This is a genomic window from Alistipes sp. An66 (genome assembly GCF_002161445.1).
GTDB lineage: Bacteria > Bacteroidota > Bacteroidia > Bacteroidales > Rikenellaceae > Alistipes > Alistipes cottocaccae.
The window spans coordinates 108861-132911 of record NZ_NFHT01000001.1; the positions used below are offsets into that span (position 1 = coordinate 108861).

A 24051-nucleotide genomic window follows, 5' to 3' on the forward strand; every position below is an offset into this window, starting at 1 on the left:
CGATTGCCGGCCCGGCGTACTTTTTTTGCCCGAATGCGTATCATTTTGTCCCCCGCGGCGCGCACGCCTGCGTATCTTTGCATACGACCCTGATTTGCCATGAAGAACCTCGCCCGACCCGTCATCGCATCCCTGTTGCTCCTCGCCGGACTCTCCGCATCCGGAGCCGACCGGGAGCGGCGCGTCCCCACCTACGTCCACTCCTACAACTACACCGTCCGGGACGGACTCCCCTCCAACCACGTCTACGGAATCGTCCAGGACTCCGTCGGATTCATCTGGATCGGAACCAGCAACGGACTCTGCCGCTTCGACGGACAGGAGTTCCGCAACTACCTCCATGCCGGAAGCGACCGGAGCAGCATTTCGAGCAACAACATCCGCCGCCTGATGATCGACCGCCGCCAGCAGATCTGGATCTCGCTCGACAACGGCGTCGACATCTACGACCCCCGCACCGACCTCTTCCGGCACTTCGACGCCCGGACGGCCGACAGTCTGGCCGTCGAAGGGCAGACCATCGAGATCATCGAGGACCGCGACGGCGAGATCTGGATCTCGACCGTCAACTCCGGCGTATTCCGATACGATCCCGACTCCGACCGGCTGACCGTCTACCGGCACGACCCGAACGACGAAAACTCCATCTCGCAGGACTACGTCTCGACGCTCTACGAAAGCAGCGACGGCACCATCTGGATCGGAACGTACAGCGAAGGACTCTGCGCCTTCTCGAAAACCTCCGGACGGTTCACCCGCTACCGCAAGAACGAAGGTTCGGAACCGGGGCCGTCGAGCAACTCCATCGACGCCATCGCGGAGGACTCCTATGGGAACCTCTGGCTGGGGACCGTCTCGTCCGGGCTCGACTGTTTCAACCGCACCACCGGGCAGTTCACGAACTACCCCGCCTCCCGATTCAACGGACAACTCATGCGCATCCACCAGCTCACCGAGACGGCTCCCGGCGAGCTGCTCGTCTGCACGGAAAACGGCGCGGCACGGTTCCGCATCTCCGAACTCGGACTCCAACCCGCCGATACGAACTCCGCCGGATTCACCCGGACCGGATACATCAGCGTCTATACCTTCCTCAAAGACCGCGAGGGCAACTTCTGGTTCGGATCCCTCAACAACGGCATCGAGTTCTACCCCGCACACAACGACTTCACCTGCTACATGCTCCGCGAGGAGGAGCGCATCAACAGCGGCCATGTCGTCAACACGATCTGCCCCGCCGGCGACGGCACCTACCTGCTCGGAACCCCCGACAACCGCATCCTGCGCTTCGACGAACGCGCCGGAACCATCTCCGTCTACCGCGAAAGCCGCCACCCCGGCAGTACCGGACACGACATTCACTCGATGCTCATCGACGACGGAACGCTCTGGATCGCCGCCTTCCAGTACGGCATCGAGGCCGTCGACCTGAAAAGCGGACGATCGCGCTTCTACCTCAACGACGCCACGGATCCCAGTTCGCGCGTCTTCCGACTCTTCCGCAGCAGCAGCGGCCGTATCTGGGCCGGAACCTCCGTCGGCGTCTACTACTACGACCGGACGCTCGACCGCTTCCTGCCCAAAGGACCCAACACCCTGATCCGCTCCATCACCGAAGATCTCGACGGTGAGATCTGGATCGGAACCGCCGACAACGGCATCTACACCCTCGATCCCCGCACCGACCGGCTCGAACACTTCGAATACGACCGCGACAACCCGGCCACCATCAGCCGCAATACGATCAGCGCCCTGACCGTCGACCGTGCCAACCGCGTGTGGGTCGGAACCACCGGATACGGACTCTGCTGCTACGACCACGACAAGAAGCGTTTCATCCGCTACGAAAAACTGCGTCTCCCCGGAGGCAACATCGTCCATATCGTTCCCGACGGCGAATGCCTCTGGATCGCCACCGACCGCGGGCTGGCCGCCTTCTTCCCCGACACGGGGCAGTTGAGACGCTATACCAGCGCCGACGGACTGTGCAGCGACCTGTTCGTCTCAAACCTCGGGCTCCGGACTCCCGAAGGCCGCATCCTGCTGGGCACGACCTCGGGACTCTGCCTCTTCAACCCGCGCGACGTCATCGGCAACAAGCCCTTCCCGCCCGTCACCATCACGGACTTCACCCTCGACAACCGTTCGGTGCGCCCCGACGCCTCCCGGAAGGACGCCATCCTCCGGGAGCCCGTCGAACGGACCTCGCACATCACGCTCAAACACCGTCAGAATGCCGTCGGGTTCACCTTCTCGTCGTTGAGCTACCTCTCGCCCGGAAGCCTCCGGTACCGATACCGCCTCGACGACTTCGACGACAAATGGCATACGACCGACAGCCGGAACGCATCGGTCAGCTACAACAACCTCACTCCCGGCAAGTATCGGTTCCGCGTACAGGCCGGAACCGGCGAACACAACTGGGAGACCCCCGAGACGGTCCTGACCCTCGAAATCCTCCCGCCGCTCCTGCTCTCGAAACCCGCCCTGGCGATCTACGCCTGCCTGCTCCTCGCCGCCTTCGGAATCGGGATCCGGCTCCTGCTCATGCGCTCCGAGAAAAAACACCGCGCGAAGATCGACCAGATCCGGCGCGAGAACGAACGCCGGATGTACGACCAGCGCATCAGCTTCTTCACGAATATCGCTCACGAGATCCGAACACCGTTGAGCCTGATCATCGGACCGTTGGAGTATGTGATGAAATCGCGGAGCGTCAACGACGAGTACGGCGAATACCTCTCGGTCATCGAACGCAACTACCATCGGCTCCGCACGCTGGTCGACCAGCTGCTCGATTTCCGGAAGATCGACTCCAACAACTGCAAGCTGCGGTACGACACGTGCGACGTCGGCGCCCTGACCCGCGAACTGCTCGACCTGTTCCGCCCCACGCTCCTCCAACGCGGCATCCGCCTCGTCGAGGAGATCCCCGACGACGGTCCGACGATCGTCTCGGACCGCGACGCCCTGACGAAGATCATCAACAACCTGCTCTCCAACGCCGTGAAATTCGCACGGCGCGAAATCGACATCCGGCTCACCGCCTCCGACCAGGGAATCGGAATGACGGTCCGCGACGACGGGCCGGGCATCCCGCCCGACGAGTGCGAACGGATCTTCGACGCCTTCTACCAGGCCAGCAACAACAAGGCTGCCGACGGTCGGGGGGGGGTCGGGATCGGTCTGCACATGTGCCGGACCTACGTACGGCTGATGAACGGCACGATCACGGCGTCGGCCCGCGACGACGGGGAGCCGGGCGCCCTGTTCAGGCTCTTCCTGCCCCATCCCGCCCCGGAATCCCCGAAGCAGGAGAAGGCTCCCGCATCTGCTCCGGAGAGCGAGGCCGGAGCGGATGCGCCGCGTTCCGGGACGGCCGTCCCGGCCCCGCAGCCCGACGCCGGGCGTCCCGAGACGGATGACATGCCGGAATCCGGCACGAAAGAGCCCGCCGATGCCGACGCACAGGCGATTTCCGGAGACGGTACGGCGGAGACCAGGAAGCGCACCCGCTCGCTGCTGGTCGTGGACGACAACGTGGAGATCCTGGATTTCCTGGTCCGGGTGCTCGGGAACGACTACTTCGTCATCTCGACCGAAAGCGGCGAACAGGCTCTCGACCTGCTCCGCAACAACGACATCGATCTTGTCGTGAGCGACATCATGATGGAGGGCATCGACGGCATCGAACTCTGCCGCCGGATCAAGAACGACATCGGAACGAGCCACATCCCGGTCATCCTGCTGACGGCGAAAACCGACCTCGGCACCAAGATCGAAGGTCTCGAATGCGGAGCCGACGCCTACATCGAGAAACCCTTCTCGCCCGAGCACCTCAAAGCCCAGATCGCCAATCTCCTCGTGCGCCTCGACGAGATCCGGCGCCACTATTCCGAAGCGCCGATGAGCGAGTTCCGGACCATCTCCCACAACCGACTCGACGAGGAGTTCATCGACAGGTGCCGGAGCATCATCATCGCACACATGAGCGAGCCCGATCTCTCGGTCGAACTCCTCGCCCGCGAACTCGCCATGAGCCGCACGTCGATCTTCAAGAAGCTCAAAGCCGTCACGGGCATGACCCCGAACGACTTCATGAAGCTCATCCGGCTCAAAGAGGCCTCGCGACTGCTGGCCGAGGGGCGTTACCGCATCTCCGAAATCGGGTTCATCGCCGGGTTCAGTTCGTCGTCCTATTTCGCCAAGTGCTTCGCCAAACAGTTCGGGGTCCTGCCCACCGAATTCCTCCGCAACCTCGAACGCCAGAACGCGCGCCCCGAGGGTAAAGAGTGACCCGAAGGACTCCCGAAAGGCCTTTTCCGGGCCGGAATCCGATTTTATCGTAAAAATGAATGATATTGTCTCGCTCCGTGACGGGCGAAACCTAATTTTATACTCGGAAAAACCCGGGTCGGAAACTACTGCAAGACCTATAATATAGAATGGAAACAGAAACCTTAAAAAACCGACTGATGAAAAAAATCTTGCTTTTTGTTGTGACGGGCGTTCTCGCGCTGACGGGATGCCAGAGTGACGAGGAGGGCGGATCCGTAAACGCCATCTCGCTCGGAGCGCCTTCGAAAACCCAGTTCGACCACCGCGGCGGTCTGGGCAGTGTCGACGTGTATGCAGGAAACAAGACCGTAACCGCCGAGTCGAGCAACCCGGAGTGGTGTCCCGTGACGGTCTTCGACAACCGCACCATAGCGTTCAACCTCTACGAGAACCTCGGCGACAAGGAGCGTACGGCCACCGTCACCGTGTCGGCCGAAGGACTCCCTTCGGAGCAGTTCTCCGTGACGCAGGACCGCCTCAAAGGGCCCGTCATCACCCCCACGACCCTCAACTTCACCTCCGACCAACGCACGATCTCCGTCGAGATCATCGCCTCATGCGCCTATGAGATCGTCGCCGAAGCCAATCCCGACGAGACCTTCTCGTGGAAAAAATCCGCCGACGGAAAGGTCGTCGACTTCACCTCGAAGGACCCCGGAAACTACGAAGTCGACGGCCGCGTGCTCTTCGTCCCCGAAGAGGGCGAGGAGGTTCCCGTAACGCTCAAACTCGAACGGATGAACCCCTACGAATTCCTCATCGGCGAGTGGCGCATCGACCAGTGCGACCAGTCGGCAGAGCAGGGCGGCCCGACGTCGATCATCATCAGCCGCCGCATCGACGGGTATGACTACAACCTCTGGTTCGTCGGTGTCGACGAAATCAACACGACCTATCCCGTCCGGGCCGGATACGAGGACGGAAAGGTCTTCATCTACGGCGCACAGGAGATGGGCAACGACGGGTCGAACTTCTACAACCTCCACTACAACGGCCTCATCAACGGCAAGGGAACCTACATCTTCACGTACAGCGGCGATACGATCTGCTGGTCGGCAACGCCCGAGTACGACGACAACGAAAACCGTGTGAAACTCTCCTTCGCCGACAGCGGAAAGGGTTCGGGAAGCGTCGCCGAGACGATGAAGATCTTCAAGGGCCCGGCCTACTTCAACTTCCAGACGAACCTGTTCTCCACCGACAACCTCGTCATCTCGAAGGCGTACTGACCTCCGAAAACCCGTGATGCGCAGCGCGGCGGGGCTGCCCGCCATCCCCGCCGCGCCCCCGCACCGCAGACCAACCTCAAACCCAGATTTCACGCTTCATGAAAAGATTCATACTACTTGTTCTGTTGCTCGCCGGGACGCTCGGGTACGCCGCAGCCCAGCAAACCCGCACGGTAACGGGTCGGGTCGCCGATGAAACCGGCCTCCCGATGATCGGCGCCGTCGTCCAGGTCGTCGGGACCAACAACGCCACGACTACCGGCCCCGAAGGAATCTATACGCTCAAAAACGTCGCCCACGGCGCCGTCCTGCGCGTGAGCTTCCTCGGGTACGACAACCTCGAAAAAACCGCCGATGCCGACCGCATCGACTTCGACCTCACGTCCAGCTCCCAGCAGATCGCCTCGGTCGTCGTGACCGGCATGCAGAAGATGGACAAGCGCATCTTCACCGGAGCCACCGACCAGCTGGTCGCCTCCGACGTCAAACTCGACGGTATCGGCGAGATCAGCCGCAGTCTCGAAGGCCGTGCCGCCGGCGTCTCCGTGCAGAACGTCTCCGGTACGTTCGGCGCCGCACCCAAGATCCGCGTCCGCGGCGCCACCTCCATCTACGGCGATTCGAAACCCCTCTGGGTCGTCGACGGCGTGATCATGGAGGATGTCGTCGACGTCGACGCCAACTCCCTCTCGTCGGGCGACGCCACGACGCTCATCAGCTCCGCCATCGCCGGACTCAACTCCGACGACATCGAGAGCTTCCAGATCCTCAAGGACGGCTCCGCAACCTCGATCTACGGCGCCCGCGCCATGGCCGGCGTGATCGTCGTCACGACCAAGAAGGGCAAGGCCGGCGAGGCCCGCGTCAGCTACACCGGCGAGTACTCCATGCGCCTGATCCCCTCCTACGCGAACTTCAACATCATGAACTCCCAGGAGCAGATGGCCGTCTACAAGGAGATGTACGACAAGGGCTGGCTCAACTACGCCGACAACGTCTACGCATCGAGCAGCGGCGTCTACGGCAAGATGTCGCAGCTGATCAACTCCTACGACCCCACGACCGGCTACGGCGTGCCCAACACGGTCGAGGGCCGGAACGCCTACCTGCGCCAGGCCGAATTCCGCAATACCGACTGGTTCAAGGAGCTCTTCCGCGCAAGCATCCAGCACAGCCATTCGGTCAGCATCTCCTCCGGGTCCGAGAAGGGATCCTACTATGCGTCGGTCGGCGCCCTGGTCGATCCGGGCTGGACCATCCAGAGCAAGGTCAACCGCTACACCGCGCTCTTCAACACCACGCAGAACATCCTCAAGGACAAACTCACGCTCAATATCATCGGCAACGCCTCCTACCGCCAGCAGCGCGCACCCGGAACCCTCAGCTCGGAGACCGACCCCGTGTTCGGCACCGTGACGCGCGACTTCGACATCAACCCCTACTCCTATGCGCTGCGCACCTCGCGCACGCTCGACCCCGACGAGTTCTACACGCGCAACTACACGCCCTTCAACATCAAGGACGAGCTGTCGAAGAACTACATGGATCTGAACGTCGTGGACACGAAGTTCCAGGCCGAACTCAAATGGAAGATCACCCCGAAACTCGAAGTCGCGGCCCTCGGAGCCATCAAATACTCGGCCTCGACCACCGAACACCACGTCAAGGAGGGTTCGAACATGGCCGAAACCTACCGCTCGATGCCCAACTCGGTGATCCAGGGGCTGAACCCCTATCTCTACGACAACCCCGACACCTCGACCGAGAAGTACTCGATCCTGCCCGAGGGAGGTATCTACCGCCGCAACGACTACCGCGCCAACAGCTATGACTTCCGCGCCTCGATGACCTACAACGACGTCTTCAACGAAAAGCACATCGTCAATGCCTACGCCGCCGCCGAGATCAACGCCCTCGACCGTTCGTCGACCGCCTTCACCGGATGGGGTCTGCAATACTCGCTCGGAAACACCCCCTACTACATTCTCGACCTCTTCAAGAAGCAGATCGAAGACAACACGCAGTATTACAGCATGTCGAACACGAGCGAGCGCAACGTCGCATTCGCCGCAACAGCCTCCTACTCCTACGACTACCGCTACACGATCAACGGTACAATCCGCTACGAGGGCTCGAACCGGCTGGGACGCTCGCGCCAGGCACGCTGGCTCCCGACCTGGAACGTCGCCGGAAAGTGGGCCGTCGATCAGGAGGCCTTCTTCGAGGCGCTCAACCCTGCGATCTCGACCCTCGCCCTGCGTCTCTCCTACTCGCTGACGGCCGACCGCGGACCCTCGTCGGTCAGCAACTCCACCGTCACGATCTATCCCACGAACCCCTGGCGCGGAGACACCGACATCACCGAATCCGGACTGGTCATCTCCGCCAACGAGAACTCCGAACTCACCTATGAGAAGAAACACGAGTTCAACATCGGTCTCGACATGGGATTCCTCAACAACCGCATCTCGCTCTCGGTCGACGCTTACAAGCGCAACAACTTCGACCTGATCGGATACACCATCACCCCGGGTCTGGGCGGTTTCGTCAGCCAGATGGGAAACGTCGCCGCCATGAAGTCCCACGGCGTCGAACTCTCGCTCTTCACGCGCAACATCCAGAAGAAGGACTTCTCCTGGGAGAGCAGCTTCATTTTCTCCTGGATGGACAACACGGTGACCAAGCTCCGCTCCGACACCAACATCATGGGATTCATCACCGGATCGGGATTCTCGCTGGAAGGGAAACCCCGCGGATCGCTCTTCTCGTTGCAGTTCATGGGACTCGACGACATGGGTATCCCCACGTTCCTCAACTCCGACGGAACCATCACCTCGACGGGCATCAACTTCCAGGAGACCCAGAACTTCGACCACCTGGTCTACGAGGGTCCGGTGGATCCCACCATCACGGGAAGCTTCGGGAACGTATTCCGCTACAAGGGTTTCACGCTCAACGTCTTCATGACCTACTCGTTCGGAAACTTCGTGCGTCTCGATCCGATCTTTTCGAGCGCCTACTCCGATCTGACGGCCATGCCGCGCGAATTCAAGGACCGCTTCATCAACCCCGGCGACGAGAAGCGGACCACGATCCCCGTGATCGCCAGCGCGCGTCAGAACAACGAGATCCAGAACCTGAGCAAGGCCTACAACGCCTACAACTACTCCACGGAGCGCGTCGCAAAGGGTGACTTCATCCGCATGAAGGAGATCTCGCTCAACTACGACTTCCCGAAGAGCATCACCTCGAAACTCCGCATGAGCGGTCTGGCGCTGAAATTCCAGGCCACGAACCCCTTCCTGATCTATTCGGACAAGAGACTCAAAGGCCAGGACCCCGAATTCTTCAACTCCGGAGGCGTCGCAACCCCCATGCCCAAACAATTTACCCTAACGCTTCGAATCAGTTTCTAACGATATGAAAACGAAATATCCGTTCCTCGCGTTGCTGGCCGGCGCCTGTCTGACGCTCTTCTCCGCCTGCGGGGAGTTCCTCGACGAGCTGCCCGACAACCGGGCCGAACTCGATTCCCCGGAGAAGATCTACAAGCTCCTCGTCTCGGCCTATCCCGACCGCACCTACGTCCGCATGTGCGAATTCTCGTCGGACAACGTGGACGATCAGGGCGCCGACGACCCCAACTCCTGGCGGATCCTCGAACAGAACGCCTACTGGTCCGACATCGTCGATGCCGACAACGAGAGCAACTCCGAGACCTGGCGCGTCTACTACCTCTGCATCGAGCACGCCAACGTGGCCCTGGAAGCCATCGAGAAGCTGGGAACCCCCGACGAGCTGCTCCCCGCCAAGGGTGAGGCCCTGCTCTGCCGCGCCTATGCGCACTTCTGCCTCACGATGCTCTACTGCCTGCCCTACCACCCCGAGAAGGCCGCTGAATACCTCGGCATCCCCTACGTCACGGAACCCGTCACGGAGCTCAAACCCGCCATCGGGCGCGGCACGTTGCAGGAGTGTTACGAAAAGATCGCCGCCGACATCGAGGAGGGGCTTCCGCTGATCGACGACAGCGCCTATTCGGTGCCCAAGTACCACTTCAACCGCAGCGCCGCATACGCCTTCGCATCGCGGTTCTACCTCTACTACATGAAGTGGGAGCGCGTGATCGAGTGCGCCGACGAGGTTCTCGGCAGCAACCCCGCCCTCGTGCTCCGCGACTGGGCCGACGCCAAAACCGCCGACTGGGGCGACCAGGCGCTGCAATACGTCGATGTCAACAACGAATTCAGCCTGATGCTCACCACCCTGTTTTCGAGCAACGGATCGCTCTTCAACGCATGGAGCAGTTCGGGCAGCCGCTTCACCCACACCTACCGCATCTCCAAGCACGAGACCTACCGTGCCAAGCGGCCCATGGGCGGCACCTACGACCTGTACGGATACAAGAATCTCGACATGTACCGGTACCGCCCCTACATCAACGACAACATCGAGAAGATCTACATGCCGAAGTGGCCCAGCCAGTGGCAGACGACCGACATGATCACCGGCGTGGGATACTCCCGTTCGACGATGGTGGCCTTCACGACCAACGAGACCCTGCTCAACCGCGCCGAGGCGTACATCCACCTCAAGGACTACGACTCCGCGGTCGAGGACCTCGACATCTGGAACAACTCCTACTACACGGTCGGCGAGCACGGCATCGTGCACCTGACCCGCGAACGGATCAACGAGGTCTACGGAGACCCCGCATCGGAGAACTACATCGCCGAGTACACCTCCGCGGCCCCGACCTCCCGCAAGCCGCTCCACCCTCACGGATTGACCGTCGAACCCGGCGAACAGGAGTACATGATCCAGTGTCTGCTCTTCTGCCGCCGGATCGAGACCATCGCCGACGGGCTGCGCTGGGGCGACGTGAAACGGTACGGCATCGTCGTCGACCGTTTCGACAACATCGACTATGTCGATACCCAGACCACCGGATTCCGGGTCGCCGCCACGCTCGACGAGAAGGATCTGCGACGCGCCATCCAGCTCCCCGCCGAGGTGATCACCGCCGGCGTGGAACCCAACCCCCGGAATGCGGATGCTCCGAACCACCCGTTCCGCCAATAAACCGTAAACCATGAACCGTCCTATGAAAAAGCTGTTTTTCAAATCCCTGGGGGTCCTGTTCCTGCTGGCCGCCGCCTGCGCCTGCAACAGCGACGAACCCGGCGGACCGAGCATCTTCGACGATAACGACCAGGAGGAGAAGAGCGAATTCGACCTCTGGCTCGAACGACACTACGTCGAACCCTACAACGTCAATTTCGAGTACCGCATGCCCGACCGCGAGACCCACTTCAACTACTGGGTGGCGCCTCCGCCCCTGGACAAGTCGATCGAAATCGCCAAACTCATCAAGTTCGTGCTCCTCGACGGAATGGCCGAACTGATGTCCGAACAGGAGGACCCGCTGCTGCTGGCCCGGACCTACTTCCCGCGTCTGCTCTTCCTGGTCGGCAGCTACGAGATCGACGGCACGGGCAAGGTCGTGCTCGCCTCGGCCGAGAACGGCATCCAGATCAACCTCCTCGGCGTGAAGTTCTTCGACCGCACCACGGACTGCGAACAGATCACCGGCACGATGATCCACGAGTTCGCGCACATCCTCGACGGCAACCGCGCCGTACCCATCGAATATGACCTGATCACCAAAGACGGCTACATCGGCGACCAGTACACGAACGCCCCGAGCGACTACCTCGAAAACGGGTTCCTCTCGAACTACGCCCGTTCGACCCCGGCCGAGGACATCGCCGTGATGGTGGCCGCGCTGGTCGGAAACGATGCCGCGTGGTGGGAGAGCACCCTGAACTCGATCCAAAGCGCCGAGGCCCGTGCGCAGATCGAAAAGAAACGCGACATTCTCATCGCCTGGTTGCAGGATGAATTCGACATCGACGTGTACCGCTGGCACGACATCTATGTGGACCGCACGAGCCGCGTCCATGAAATCGACTGGGACAATCTGGAAGACTAACACGCTGACAACATGAAGTTACGAACCAACATACTGTCGCTCCTCGCCGTGACGCTTCTGGCGGCGACGGCCTGCGACGACGACTATATTTTCGAGGAGTCCGCCGCCGAACGCATCGAGCAGGGGCTCGAACGCTACGAAAAGGCGCTGCTCGACGGCAAAACCTGGATCATGGAGTACTACCCCAGCGAGAGCCTCAAATACGGCGGCTGGATCTACGTGCTCCGCTTCGACGAGGGACATCGGGTCCGCGCCTGGTTCGAAGGCTCGACCTTCGCTGACAACACCTATGTGGAGACGACCTACGCCGTCGAATACGCCACGGGACCGATGCTCAAATTCGTCGACTACAACGACTACCTGCACTTCTTCGCCTTCCCCGGAGACTACGGATACCAGGGACTCGAAGGCGATTACGAATTCTCGTTCATGCGGATCGACCCGGGACCCGGGATCATCATCCGCGGCAGCAAAACCGCCAACGACATGCGGCTCACGCTGCTCCCCTCGGGATACGAACCCGAAGAGTATGTCGAGGCCGTGCGCGAAAGCCAGCGCATCGTCACGCCCACGACGCTCAAATTCATGGTCAACGGCAAGCAGGTCGGAACCCTCACGCGCGAAAACGCCTTCGTCGAGGACGACTTCGAGCAATACGCCGCCAGCAAGACCTGGACGCTCTCCTACACGTGCCAGATCCAGACCACCGATCCGCAGGGCAATCCCGTGTTCGACGGCCAGGGAAACCCCGTCTGCTACGACAAGGAGGTGAACGACCGCCTGACCTTCATCCACTATCCCGACCACACGATGAAGCTCTACGAGCCCTATACGTTCCAGGGATTGCTGGACGGCATCTCCGGACAGACGATGCAGACCCTGGCCTGGAAACAGGGCACGACACCGGCGGCCGACCACTTCGTCTGCACGGACTCGTTCTACGAAATCAAGTTCGTACAATAGCCGCCGCACAAGATTCCACATCCGTCCGGGAACCGGCACACGCCGGTTTCCGGACATTTTCGCAAAAAAACGATGAAGCACCGTTTGTTTATCCTCGCCTTGCTGCTGTCGGCCGGATGCGCCGATGCGCCGGACGACACGCCGTCCGCTCCCGCGACATCGCCGCGGGACGAATCCTGCATCCCCGGCATGTTCCGGGTCAAGCTCCGCGATGCGGACGCCGACCTCGACACGCGGGCCTTCACGCGCAGCGGCGGTTCGGGATGCCCCGGCTTCGACGCCGCCGCGACCCGCGCCGGAGCGTACTCGATCCGCCGCGTCTTCTCCGACGGAGAGCGCTTCCGCGAACGCCGCCGCAAGGCCGGTCTGCACCGCTGGTACGACGTGCTCGTCGACCCGGAGCTGTCGGTCGGCGAGGCCATGGCCCGCTTCGGGCATCCCAACGAGGTGGTCTGCATCGAGCCCGTCTACCGCATGGTCCCGACTGCCGCAAAGCCGGTCGTCCGTGCCGCGGCGGTTCCGGACCTCTCGGTCGCGCCCTTCAACGACCCCTTGCAGGACAACCAGTGGTTCCTCTGCAACGACGGAACGCTCTCCGGACAGCGGGAAGGGGCCGATCTCAACGTCCGCCCGGCATGGAGCGTCACGGCCGGAAGCCATGAGGTGATCGTTGCCGTGGCCGACGGCGGCATCGACTGGACCCATCCCGACCTGGCCGCCAACATGTGGGACGACGGCGAGGGACATTGCGGCTACAACTTCAACCGCCGGAACTACGAAATCACGCCGAGCGACCACGGAACCCATGTCGCGGGGATCATCGGTGCAGTCAACAACAACGGAGTCGGCATCTGCGGCATCGCCGGCGGGGACGGAAGCCCCGAGAGCGGCGTCCGGCTGATGTGCTGCCAGGTCTTCGACGACGTCGGTTCGGCCAGCATCGAGGAGCTCATGACGTGGAGCGCCGACCACGGCGCCGTCATCAGTCAGAACAGCTGGAACTACGTCGGAGTGTCGGACCTCTCGCAATCGGGCAAGGAGGCCATCGACTACTTCATCGAACATGCCGGATGCGACGAGCAGGGGAACCAGATCGGACCCATGAAGGGCGGCATCGTGATCTTCGCCGCCGGCAACGACGGAGTCGCCACGCCGCAGTATCCGGCAGCCTATGAGCCCGTGGTGGCCGTGGCGTCGCTGGGTGCCGACCTGCGCAAGGCCTCCTCGTCGAACTACGGCGACTGGATCGACATCGCCGCGCTGGGCGGCGATGCCAACAACGGCGACGAACGCTACGGCGTATACAGCACGATTCCCGACGGACACTACGGATTCGCATCCGGGACCTCGATGGCCTGTCCCCAGGTTTCGGGCATCGCGGCGCTGGCCGTGGCGGAGTTCGGAGGTCCGGGCTTCACCAGCGACCGGCTCAAAGAGCTGCTCCTCGGATCGGGACGGCGCCAGCTGGTCGAGAACTACAACCCCGAGTATGTCGGGCAGCTCGGCAGCGGGCTCGTCGACGCCGAATACCTCTTTTTCCGGGATGCCGTGCCGGAGCCGGTCCGCGAGGCGGCCGCAACGGGCGGAGGCACCCGTCTGACACTGCAATGGACGGTCCCGGCCGATTATCTGGGACGCGCCGTCACCTCCTACGACCTCCGGGTCGTCAGCGCGGAATCCGGCAAAACGCTCCGGGAAGAGGCCGTGGAAATACCCGACGCGGAGGTCGGCGGCACCGGCTCCCATACGATCGAAGGGCTCGATCCGCAGACCGGATACCGGGTCTCGATCATCAGCAAAAGCCGTTACGGAACCCCGGCGGAGCCCTTCGAACTGGCGGCCGCCACCTCGGAGAACACGCCGCCCTCGGCCAACGGCCCGCTGCCGGCCCTCTTCCTCGCGAGCAGCGACCGCGACGGCATCGCGATCGACCTGAACGAATGGTTCAGCGATCCCGACGCCCCGAAGGACCAACTCTCCTATTTCGTCTCCTTCCCGTCGGCAAGCGTCGTCGAAGGGCGCATCTCCGGCTCCGAGCTCCGGCTGCAACCCGTCGCAACGGGAATCTCCACGCTGACGGTCATCGCACAGGACCGCTACGGCGGCTCCGCCTCGGCCCCGCTGCGCATCACGGTCGACGGTACGGGCGCGGCCGTGGAGCTCTTCCCGAACCCGTGTACGGAGCGGCTGAACCTGCGCATCCCCGGAGCCACGGGCAGCTTCCCGGTCCGGATCTGCGACCGCACGGGACGCGACCTCCTCAACGCCACGGTCTCGATCCGCGAGAACGAAGACGGAAATACGGGCTGGATGAACGTCGCCGACCTCGTGCCCGGGGTCTACACCTGCAAGGTGGACTATTACGGAAAGACGTTCGACATACCCTTCATCAAACGCTGAACACATCATGAAACACCGTATCGCATCGCTGCGTTCCGCTGCCGTTCTGGTGCTCTCGACCGCTGTTTCCACCGCTTGGGCCCAGACGGAGAACTCCCTGCCGCTCCTGCGGATGGAGAACGACGCCCGGACGGCCGCCTTGGCCGGTGCCGGAGCCGCACTGCCGGACAACCCCTTCGCCATCTGCGGCAATGCGGCCGTCGCGCTCTTCGGAGAGAAGCGCTCCGGAGCCGGGCTCTCGGCCGGAGCGCTGGGCAGTTCCGGCGACGACCGGCTGTGGAATGCCGCCGGATACTGGTCTCCGGACGGCCGCAACGCCGTGCTGGCCGGCGTCCGCCGTTTCGGCGGCATGGAGATCCCGATGACCGACAACGACGGATTCCCCGCCGGAACGGCCCGACCGTGGGACCTCGCGGCCGAAGCGGGATATGCCCGGATCTTCGGAAAACGGATCGCCGTATCGCTTACGGCCCGCTACGTCCGCTCCGACCTCGACATCGGCGAAGCTCCGTTCCAGGGTGTGTCGTTCGATCTGGCTGCCGCCCTGCGCGGAGGGTTCGGAAAGAGCGGAAAGGCCGGCTGGACCGCCGGCATCCGGGTTGCCGACCTGGGTCCCGAGGTCCCGGGATCCGACGGACGGAGCCTCCGCCTCCCGACCCGCGGATCGGCCGAAGGTGCCCTCTGGCTGACCCCGCACCGCAACCACACGCTGCGCGTGGCCCTCGATCTCGGATACCGATTCTCCGGAGGGCCTTTCGACGCATCGTTCGGCGCCGAATACCTCTTCCTGCGCCACGGCGTGATCCGCGCCGGATACTGCACGGAATCAGCGCTCGGAACCGGCGGTCATGCCGCCGCCGGATGCGGATTCATCGTCGGGCCGGTACGCTGCGACGCCGCCTGGCGCTTCGGCGGAGCCGCCGACGATCCCCTCGACCAGTGTTTCACGATCTCGGTCGGATTCCTGCTGTAAATCCCTCCTTCCCATAAACCGACGGGGCGGAACCTTTCTGACGGTTCCGCCCCGTTTTCGTGCATCCGGGCGCTCCGGGCGGAGTTTTCGGACAAGACTCCCGGACGGATTTCCCGGACGGAAAGCATCCGGCACCCGACAACGAGCTCCCGGACCCGGCAGACACCGGACCCGGCGACGGACAGTCGGCATGCCGAAGTTCAGCCCACACAGAAGAGAAGCAACAAAAAAGGAGAGCGGCGCACCCAACGTGCACCGCTCTCCGCACATTTCCGGAGATCCGGGAAGGTCTAATCCTCCGCAAATTTCACGCAACGCACATTCCCTCCGTAGGTACTGGAAATGTGTCTCTTCTCCACTTTTGTCATGGTTGCTCCGGCCTTGTAATAGGCATCGCCAACCAACTCATAGAGACGGGCATATTCGAAATTGGTTATCGGGCCGCTGGTCATATAGGAAGCCGCAATGGCCGCACCACAACTTCCGATATAGCCTGCCGTGGCGGGTTTGCCCTGACTGTTATAGACCCCGCCGTTGAAGGGGAAAAACCATTTATTATCGAACAGATAGCCCCGATCGAACTCCGTGCTGATCGTAAACCGGGAATAATCGGCAATCAGAGCCTCCCAAGCCGCATCGCTGGCCACCTTCCACCCGGCCGGACACGGGTCGTAAATGGTCTTCTTCTCGGCCGAACCGTCTCTGGGTGTACCCCACACGGACTTGGCCGCATCCGTATTGGGAATCCAATGGGAATTGGACTTGAATATCCACAGATGCGGGTTCTTGGCCATCAGATCCAGTGCAGCAGACAAGGCATAACCGCTTCCCAGTTCCTCTTCGATGTTAATCCACGTTCCATCCGACCCATCAATAAAGAGCTGGTTCTCCATGTGGCCCCGGTCATAGTTCATATCGAACGAAAGCCCGAGAACCGGGATCGGCGTATAGGCCGCCGTATAGCACAGGCCTGTCATGTAATCCACCTGCAGACTCATATAGTCCGGAATATGGGGACGCGGGTCCTTGCGCCCGAACTGGTACCGGTTGCCGTTGAGTGAGGTGGCCGCCACATCGTTCCGTTTCCCGTCGATCCAGATGTCTTCCAGGTCGATCACGGCTCCCAGGTCCCGGCTCATGAACGTATAATCGCCCACGGTGATCGGATCCACGTCGGGATCGTAACCCTCCGTGCAGACCAGATTCCAGCTCCACAGAATATTGGCATTGCTCAACTGACGCTTCGCGTCCACCTGGATCTCGTCGTAACCGAGATCCGTATCGAGGACAATGATCACCACGTTGCCGTTGATGAAGTCCTTCGGCGTGGAGAAGTAGACATATCCGTCGCCCGACAGCTGTACGGAACTCTTGACGATCGGGCACGCATCCTTCCACGGCGTGTAGGTGGTCTGCACGCAGTCGTACCACAGAATCAGCGCCTTTTTCGGTTCGATTTGCAGGTCCGCCTCCGTATAGGAGAGTCCGGCAAGTGACAATGCCTTGCCGTTGCCCTTCACATCAGCCCGGAACCTGTACAGTTCGCCCGGCTTGGTCACGTAGTAGGTATTGGCACAGCCGCCCTCGCTCAAATCGATCGTCGGATAGGCATCCTCGTCGGAGACCGTCAGATCGGCCGAGACGACCAGCGTCTTGCCCGGCTGGATGCCTCCGTCGGGAGCCGTGCGCGTCGTCATCACGTAATCGTTGCCGTTGACCTGCGCCACGATCTCGAACTCCTTGCCGGCATGCCCCGGCGTGATGACCAGATGGCAGGTGACGTACTGCCCGAGCTGGGTGATCTGGCTTCCGGTGAGCCGGATTTCGTTCGTGCCGTTGGCCGGCGTGATCTCGCCCGTGGCCAGATCCACGGTCGAACCCTCGCCCAGCGACACGGGTTCCGATTCATCCGTGCAGCGGAACTTCACGGCCTCGACCTCCGCGAACTGGTTGCTCCGGATCCGCACTTCGAGGATCGAGAAGAGGTGCCGGAAGCGGATCGGAACGGGATTGAGCGCCCCGACCGACTCCTGGGTCTGCCCGAGCGCCGAGCCGTACATGAAGTCATGGGCGGCAAGGTGCGCCAGCGGATCCGAGGAGCTCCACGTCTGCTCGGCGGCCAGCGTCAGCGGGTGCGCGTGCGGGTCCGCGGCGGATTCCGACGCGGCGTAAGGATAGCAGGCGTAGAAGTCATGTTCCGAAGTTTCGTCGGCCCAGCCGACCACCTCCTTCTCGGAGAGATACGAGAACATCGTCGTGGCGCCCGACGTTCCGGCGCGGTATCCGTAGTTGGCGGCCTGGACCGTCCCGTCGACCTCGGTGTAGACCCCGATGGCGTCGCCGGCGACCCATGTCACCTTGACCGCCGCGTCGCTCTCCTCGTAAGCGGTCCGCGTACCCTTCTCCGCAGCTGCCGCGGAGTCGTCGCCGACGGCCGTGCCGAGGATGCTGATCCCCGTCCGGGCGGCTCCCTGCTGCGATTCCGTACCGCCGTCCTGGGCGCATGAGGCCGACAGCAGCACGGCCAGCATGATGAAATATGTCGTTCGTTTCATGTTCAATGTGTCGGTTTAAGGGTTAGTTCCACTCCTCCTTGTCGAAATCGTCGATCTGTCCGTCGCCCGGAGTCGCGGCATTCGGATGCAGGGTCTGTTCGAGCACTTTCAGGAAGACCTCCTCCATGACCTTGAAGCCCGCAAGGTTCGGGTGCACGGCATCCACCTGATACTCCTCTTTGAGGGCGTTGTTCTCGTCCCTGACCACCGCATGGTAGTCCGCATAGGAGAAGCCCTGCTCCTCGGCGTAGGCCTTCAACATCTCGTTCAGATCGAGGATCCGCTGCGGAACGCCCGGATTGAACTCCTCCTTCCAGGCAGGGTCCTTCCACCACATGTCGTCCGCGGGAAGCACCGAGGCGATGATCACCTTGATGCCCTTCGAGGCGGCCGTCTCGGCCATCGTCCGGACGTTTTCGAGAATCTCCTCGTTCGTGCGTGCGGCGCCGTCGTTGTCCGCGATGTCGTTGGTCCCGCACTCGATCTGCACGCACAGCGGCTCGTTGACCACCACGTCCGAGAAGAAGCGTTCGAGGATCTGCGCCGAGGTCTGGCCGTCGATGCCCTTCGCCAGCAGGTTGTTCGCCGTGAAGAAGTCCGGATCGTAGGTGTTCCACGTGCGCGTAATGGAGTTTCCGATCAGCACGCACCGCGGGCCGTTGCCCGAAGGCGTGAGTTCGCCGACCTCCTCCTTCACGCAGCGCACGTTGTAGCCCGCTCCCGTATAGGTGTCGCCGGTCGTGATGCCGTTTTCATAACCCTTCTGCAAGGTCGTCTCCGCAACGCAGGCCGACGAAAGGAACATCGTGCCGTTCGTCAGCGAACGGATCTGGCTGCCGCCGAAGCCCGCCTGCCGCTGCCCCGTCCACGGGAAATAGAGTCCGTTGCGGGTGTTGAGATAGCCGTAGGTCTTCTTTTCCAGACCGTTCAGCGCATAGGCGTATGCCTCGGCAGGAGCTACCTTCCAGCCCACCGGACACGGATCGTAGATGGTTTTCAGGTTGTCGTTCGCCTCCACGGCCCCGATGGTCGGAGCACCCCACAGGCAACGCCACGATCCGCGCTCCTCGGTCGACGAGAGGTTGTTGTAGTCGAACATCCAGTGGTAGAGGCCGCCGGCGCAGTCGCTGCCCGTATAGGAGATCCAGCGGTAGGGATACCTGACCGCTTCGGCCACGCCCTGCTCGGCCGTGAAGCCCGCGCCGAGCACCGTGCCGAGCGGTCGGCTGTTGTCCGAGGCGTTGTTTCCGAACATCATGTCCGCAGCGCCCCACGACTGGGCCGAGCAATCCTGCTGCAACGACTCGATCGGCGTATAGGTCGGCAGTCCCCAGTACATCTCCGTACCGTCGAGCCCCTTGTCGCTGTATTCGACGGCTGCGGGGAACGGATCCTTGCGGCCCCACTGGTAGTAGTTGCCGACGGCCAGCGCCGCCTCACGGGCATCCGCGCTGTTCATCGCCTCGGGTCCCGCCATGGCGCCCAGGTTGCGGTCCATCATCCGGTAGCGGCCCGTCTGGACGGCCGAGGCCTCCGGGTCGTAGCCCTCCGAGGCCCAGATGTTCCAGCTCCACAGGATCTCGCCGCCCGCATCGAAGGCCGCCAGCACGGCATTGCCCGCCACGAACGGATCCGGCGTGGTGAAATAGACCGTTCCGAGTTCATACTGCACCGAAGTCTCGACAATGGGACACTTGTGGCTCCATCCGTCGGCGCCCTTCGGCGTGTTGTACCACAGCAGCCGCACGTCGGCCGGGACGATCGACAGGTCGGACTGGCCGTACGAACGGGTGATCTGCGTGCCGTCCGTTTCGGTCCACGTGAAGCTCCGCGCCACGCCGTTGCCCTTGATCATGGCGTTGAAACGGTAGGTCGTGCCGGGTTTCGTCACCAGATAGGTGTTCGCCGTGCCCTGTGCGTTCAGGTCCTCGGACTCGATCTCCGAACCCTCGTACACGAACGGCACCTCGTAGCGGGTCAGCATGCCCCCTTGAAGCCCCGTCTCGGGGACGGTGAGACGTCCCAGCGACTGTGTCTTGACATTCGTGCCGTAATCGGCTTCGAGTTCGAGCGAGATCCCCGCCGCCAGGCGGTTGACCAGCAGGTAGAACGATACCGGCGTATCGTAGATCATCACGGGGCTTTCCAGCGCGAGTTCCACGACATTCGAGGGTTTGACCTCCGGATTCAGGGTCACGGCTCCGCTGGTCAGGTCGAGCGTCCCCTCCTCATAGGCCAGCGCAACGCCCGCATCGGCCCGCAGGCGGAGGGTCTGCACCGCCGGGATGGGTACGGACGACGTCAACTGCACCTCCACGACGCCCGCAACGCTCGTGAAATCGAGGTCGACGGTCTCTCCCGTCGTCGGGACCCCTTCGGCCGCGGCGTAGAGGTTCAACGATTTCTTGATTTGCGCCGTACCCCCGGCCTCGCCGCTCTGACGCGAAGGAACGGAGACCGGAATCGCCGTCATGTCGGTGTACGACACCCGATAGGGGTAGTAGGCATAGACGTCGCACGCCGGCACGGAGGTATTCCATTCGATGCTCTTCGACGGCGAGGGGCTGATGAATGCCGTCGTCCCCCCGACGGCCGAATAGGCGGCATAATATATATTGGTCTGTTCGACCCGACCGTCCACGACCGTAAACAGGCCGATCCGGTCCACGTCGGGCTCCCACATCACTTTGAAAGCCTCCTCGGACGAGCCGACGGCTTCGAACACCGCCGTTCCCCGGAACTCCGCCTTCACCGGAACCGGGGTGTCTTCCGTCGGATCCTTCTGACACGAAGCGAGTGCCGCCGCCGCGAGGAAAAAGAACAAAAGTCTCGTTTTTTTCATATTGGTCAGGTTATCGGTTAATGTCGTTCCCATCTTGCCCGTCGGGCGGAGCGTTCCGCGCCCGGAGCATCCGGCCCCTGGCGTGGAGCCCTTTTTCACGCTAACAAATATAGGCCGCTCCTGCTATTCCGAAGGCCAAAATCATACACATTAAGGCAAATTTCATCTGCACGTCCGGTCGTGCGCCGGTTCCCGGAAGTCCCAGAGTGCGGATTCCGCACCGGAAATCCGCTTCCAGCGGCCGCGGAGAAGGGTTCCCGATATCCCGACGCAACACTCCGCAGGAGCGCCGCAGGCCGCTTCCCCGCAGTCCCGGCCCTGCCGGACACGCGCAGCCGGATAAAAAAACGGCTACAAATGTATGAATTTGCTCCGACGGCAGCCGCAATTTCCGTATCTTTGTTTCCATCCGGCCGGCAACCCTGCCCGGGAAGTTTCCCGACCTCCGCCCGCCACGGGCGGTTTTCCCGGATTCGGACCGCAGCCCGACACGGCACAAACAAACGGCACCAATAACCCGAAATAGAGACTACCGCATGAAAAGAACCTTTTCCTTCGTATGGATCCTCGCCCTGCTTGGGCTGGGATCGTGCAACCATTCCGCCGAGTCAAAAATCGACCGCCGCGTGGAGACCCTGCTCGCAGAGATGACTCTCGACGAGAAGATCGGGCAGCTGAATCTGGTCGACAGCGGGGATCTGGAAGAACTGGTCCGAACGGGTAAGAGCGGCGCGCTGTTCAACGTCGTCGATCCCGCGCGCGTGAACCGGCTGCAACGGATCGCCGTCGAGGAGTCCCGGCTCGGAATTCCGCTGCTCTTCGGCCGCGACGTCATCCACGGGTTCCACACCCTCTTCCCGATTCCGCTGGGGCAGGCCGCGACGTTCGATCCGCAGCTCGTGGAGCAAGGGGCCCGGGTGGCCGCCGTCGAGGCTTCGGCCGCCGGAGTCCGCTGGACCTTCTCGCCGATGCTCGACATCGCGCGCGACCCCCGCTGGGGCCGCATTGCCGAAGGCTACGGTGAGGATCCCTGCCTCACCGCCGTCATGGGGGCCGCCATGGTCCGCGGCTATCAGGGCGGGGATCTCCGCAACCCGACCTCCCTGGCCGCCTGCATCAAGCACTTCGCCGGCTACGGCGCCGCAGAGGGCGGCCGCGACTACAATACGACGAAAATCCCCGCCCGCGAACTGCGGAACTTCTACCTGCCGCCCTTCGAGGCGGCCGTAAGGGCGGGTGCCGCAACGGTGATGACCTCGTTCAACGAGATCGACGGCGTCCCCTCGACGGGCAATCCGGAGCTGTTGCACGAGATTCTGCGCGAGGAGTGGCAGTTCGACGGCATGGTCGTCTCGGACTGGAATTCCCTGGGCGAGATGGTAGCTCACGGCTTTGCCGCCGACAAGCGCGACGCTGCCCGCAAGGCGATCCTCGCGGGAACGGAGATTGACATGATGACCTTCGGATACAGCGGACATCTCCGTGAACTGGTCGAAAGCGGCGAGGTGCCGGAGTCGGTCGTCGACGATGCCGTGCGGCATGTCCTGCGGCTGAAATTCCGCCTCGGGCTCTTCGAGAACCCCTATGTGGACGAGGGCCTCTCCGCAAGGACAAGCTATGCCCCGGAGCACCTCGCCACGGCGAAGCGCTGCGCACTGGAATCGGCCATCCTGCTCAAAAACGACGGGGCGCTGCCGCTCTCCAGGGTCCGGAACCTGCTGGTAACGGGGCCCCTGGCCGATGCGGCGCACGACCAGAACGGAACATGGAGTTTCGACGCCGACCCCGGGCATACGGTCACGCCGCTGACTGCGCTCCGACGCGTGGAGGGGCTGCACATCAGCTACGTCCCGGGGTTGAAATACAGCCGGGACCGCTCCTCGGCGGAGTTTGCACACGTGACGGCCGCCGCGCGCCGGGCCGATGCCGTAGTGGTTTTTCTGGGTGAGGAGGCCATCCTCTCCGGGGAGGCACACTCGCTCTCGGACCTGCACCTCGCCGGCGCGCAAAGCGGGCTGCTTGCGGCGGCCAGGGCCGGCGGGAAACCCGTGATTGCGGTCGTCATGGCCGGACGTCCCCTGACCATCGAACGCGACCTTGCGAACTGCGACGCCCTGCTCTACCTGTTCCATCCGGGGACGACGGGCGGCGAGGCGATCGCCGACCTGCTGACCGGACGCGCCGTGCCGGGCGGCAAGACGCCCGTCACGTTTCCGCGCACGGCGGGACAGATCCCGATGTACTACAACCACAACAACACGGGACGCCCGGCCGTCGGCAACGAAATCCTGCTGGATGAGATTCCGCTCCGTGCAGGCCAGACCTCGCCGGGGTGCACCTCCTTCTATCTCGATTCGGGTTGGGAGCCGCTGTTCCCCTTCGGATACGGGCTCTCCTACACGACGTTTGCCTACGGTGCGCCCCGCTGCGACCGGGAAACCTACGGTCCGGAAGAGACGATCGTCGTGGAGTGCACGCTGTCGAACACCGGACGATGTGCCGGAACGGAGGTCGTCCAGCTCTATGTACAGGACCTGACAGGCTCGATCGCCCGCCCGGTGAAGGAGCTGAAAGGCTTCGAGCGGGTGACGCTCGATGCCGGCGAGAGCCGCACGGTGACCTTCCGTCTGCCGGTCGAAGAGCTGGCCTTCCACGGATTCGACCTCACGCGCCGGGTCGAGCCGGGACGGTTCCGGTTCTGGGTCGCCGGCGACAGCGCTTCGGGGACGCCTGCCGAGTTCGAGGTGCGCTGATCCGGA

General features: G+C 62.7%; 11 protein-coding genes. 9 read left to right on the forward strand and 2 right to left on the reverse strand.

The features are described from left to right. Positions 1–99: 99 nt before the first annotated feature. The 8 genes from B5G16_RS00410 (at position 100) to B5G16_RS00445 (ending at position 15895) form a co-directional block, all read left to right on the forward strand. Complete coding sequence (locus tag B5G16_RS00410) at positions 100–4296, forward strand: hybrid sensor histidine kinase/response regulator transcription factor (RefSeq protein WP_087259976.1); 4197 nt, start codon at positions 100–102, stop codon at positions 4294–4296. Between the two features lie 179 nt (positions 4297–4475). Beyond that, on the forward strand, positions 4476–5567 hold the full coding sequence (locus tag B5G16_RS00415) for a BACON domain-containing protein (RefSeq protein ID WP_162611994.1): 1092 nt from the start codon (positions 4476–4478) through the stop codon (positions 5565–5567). Positions 5568–5665: 98 nt separating this feature from the next. Next, positions 5666–8983: a SusC/RagA family TonB-linked outer membrane protein gene (locus B5G16_RS00420; protein ID WP_087259981.1), complete on the forward strand. Its 3318-nt coding sequence runs from the start codon at positions 5666–5668 to the stop codon at positions 8981–8983. A gap of 4 nt (positions 8984–8987) precedes the next feature. Further along, positions 8988–10649 (forward strand): RagB/SusD family nutrient uptake outer membrane protein, encoded by a 1662-nt coding sequence (locus B5G16_RS00425; protein ID WP_087259983.1) that lies wholly within the window; start codon positions 8988–8990, stop codon positions 10647–10649. Positions 10650–10671: 22 nt separating this feature from the next. Then, positions 10672–11559 (forward strand): putative zinc-binding metallopeptidase, encoded by an 888-nt coding sequence (locus tag B5G16_RS00430; protein ID WP_162611995.1) that lies wholly within the window; start codon positions 10672–10674, stop codon positions 11557–11559. A gap of 12 nt (positions 11560–11571) precedes the next feature. Further along, positions 11572–12522: a DUF4302 domain-containing protein gene (locus B5G16_RS00435; protein ID WP_087259987.1), complete on the forward strand. Its 951-nt coding sequence runs from the start codon at positions 11572–11574 to the stop codon at positions 12520–12522. A gap of 72 nt (positions 12523–12594) precedes the next feature. After that, positions 12595–14922 (forward strand): S8 family serine peptidase, encoded by a 2328-nt coding sequence (locus B5G16_RS00440; protein ID WP_087259989.1) that lies wholly within the window; start codon positions 12595–12597, stop codon positions 14920–14922. A 7-nt stretch (positions 14923–14929) separates the two neighbouring features. Further along, positions 14930–15895 carry a PorV/PorQ family protein gene (locus B5G16_RS00445; protein ID WP_087259991.1) on the forward strand — a complete coding sequence of 322 codons (966 nt, stop codon included), beginning with the start codon at positions 14930–14932 and terminating at the stop codon, positions 15893–15895. Between the two features lie 290 nt (positions 15896–16185). Here B5G16_RS00445 and B5G16_RS00450 read toward each other — a convergent pair whose 3' ends face one another. After that, positions 16186–18450: a fimbrillin family protein gene (locus tag B5G16_RS00450; protein WP_143260795.1), complete on the reverse strand. Its 2265-nt coding sequence runs from the start codon at positions 18448–18450 to the stop codon at positions 16186–16188. Positions 18451–18472: 22 nt separating this feature from the next. Continuing rightward, positions 18473–21292, reverse strand: a complete 2820-nt coding sequence (locus B5G16_RS00455; protein WP_162611996.1) for a GDSL-type esterase/lipase family protein — start codon at positions 21290–21292, stop codon at positions 18473–18475. Positions 21293–21828: 536 nt separating this feature from the next. Here B5G16_RS00455 and B5G16_RS00460 point away from each other — a divergent pair. Continuing rightward, positions 21829–24045, forward strand: coding sequence for a glycoside hydrolase family 3 N-terminal domain-containing protein (locus B5G16_RS00460; RefSeq protein WP_087259998.1), 2217 nt, complete (start codon positions 21829–21831; stop codon positions 24043–24045). Positions 24046–24051: the final 6 nt, after the last annotated feature.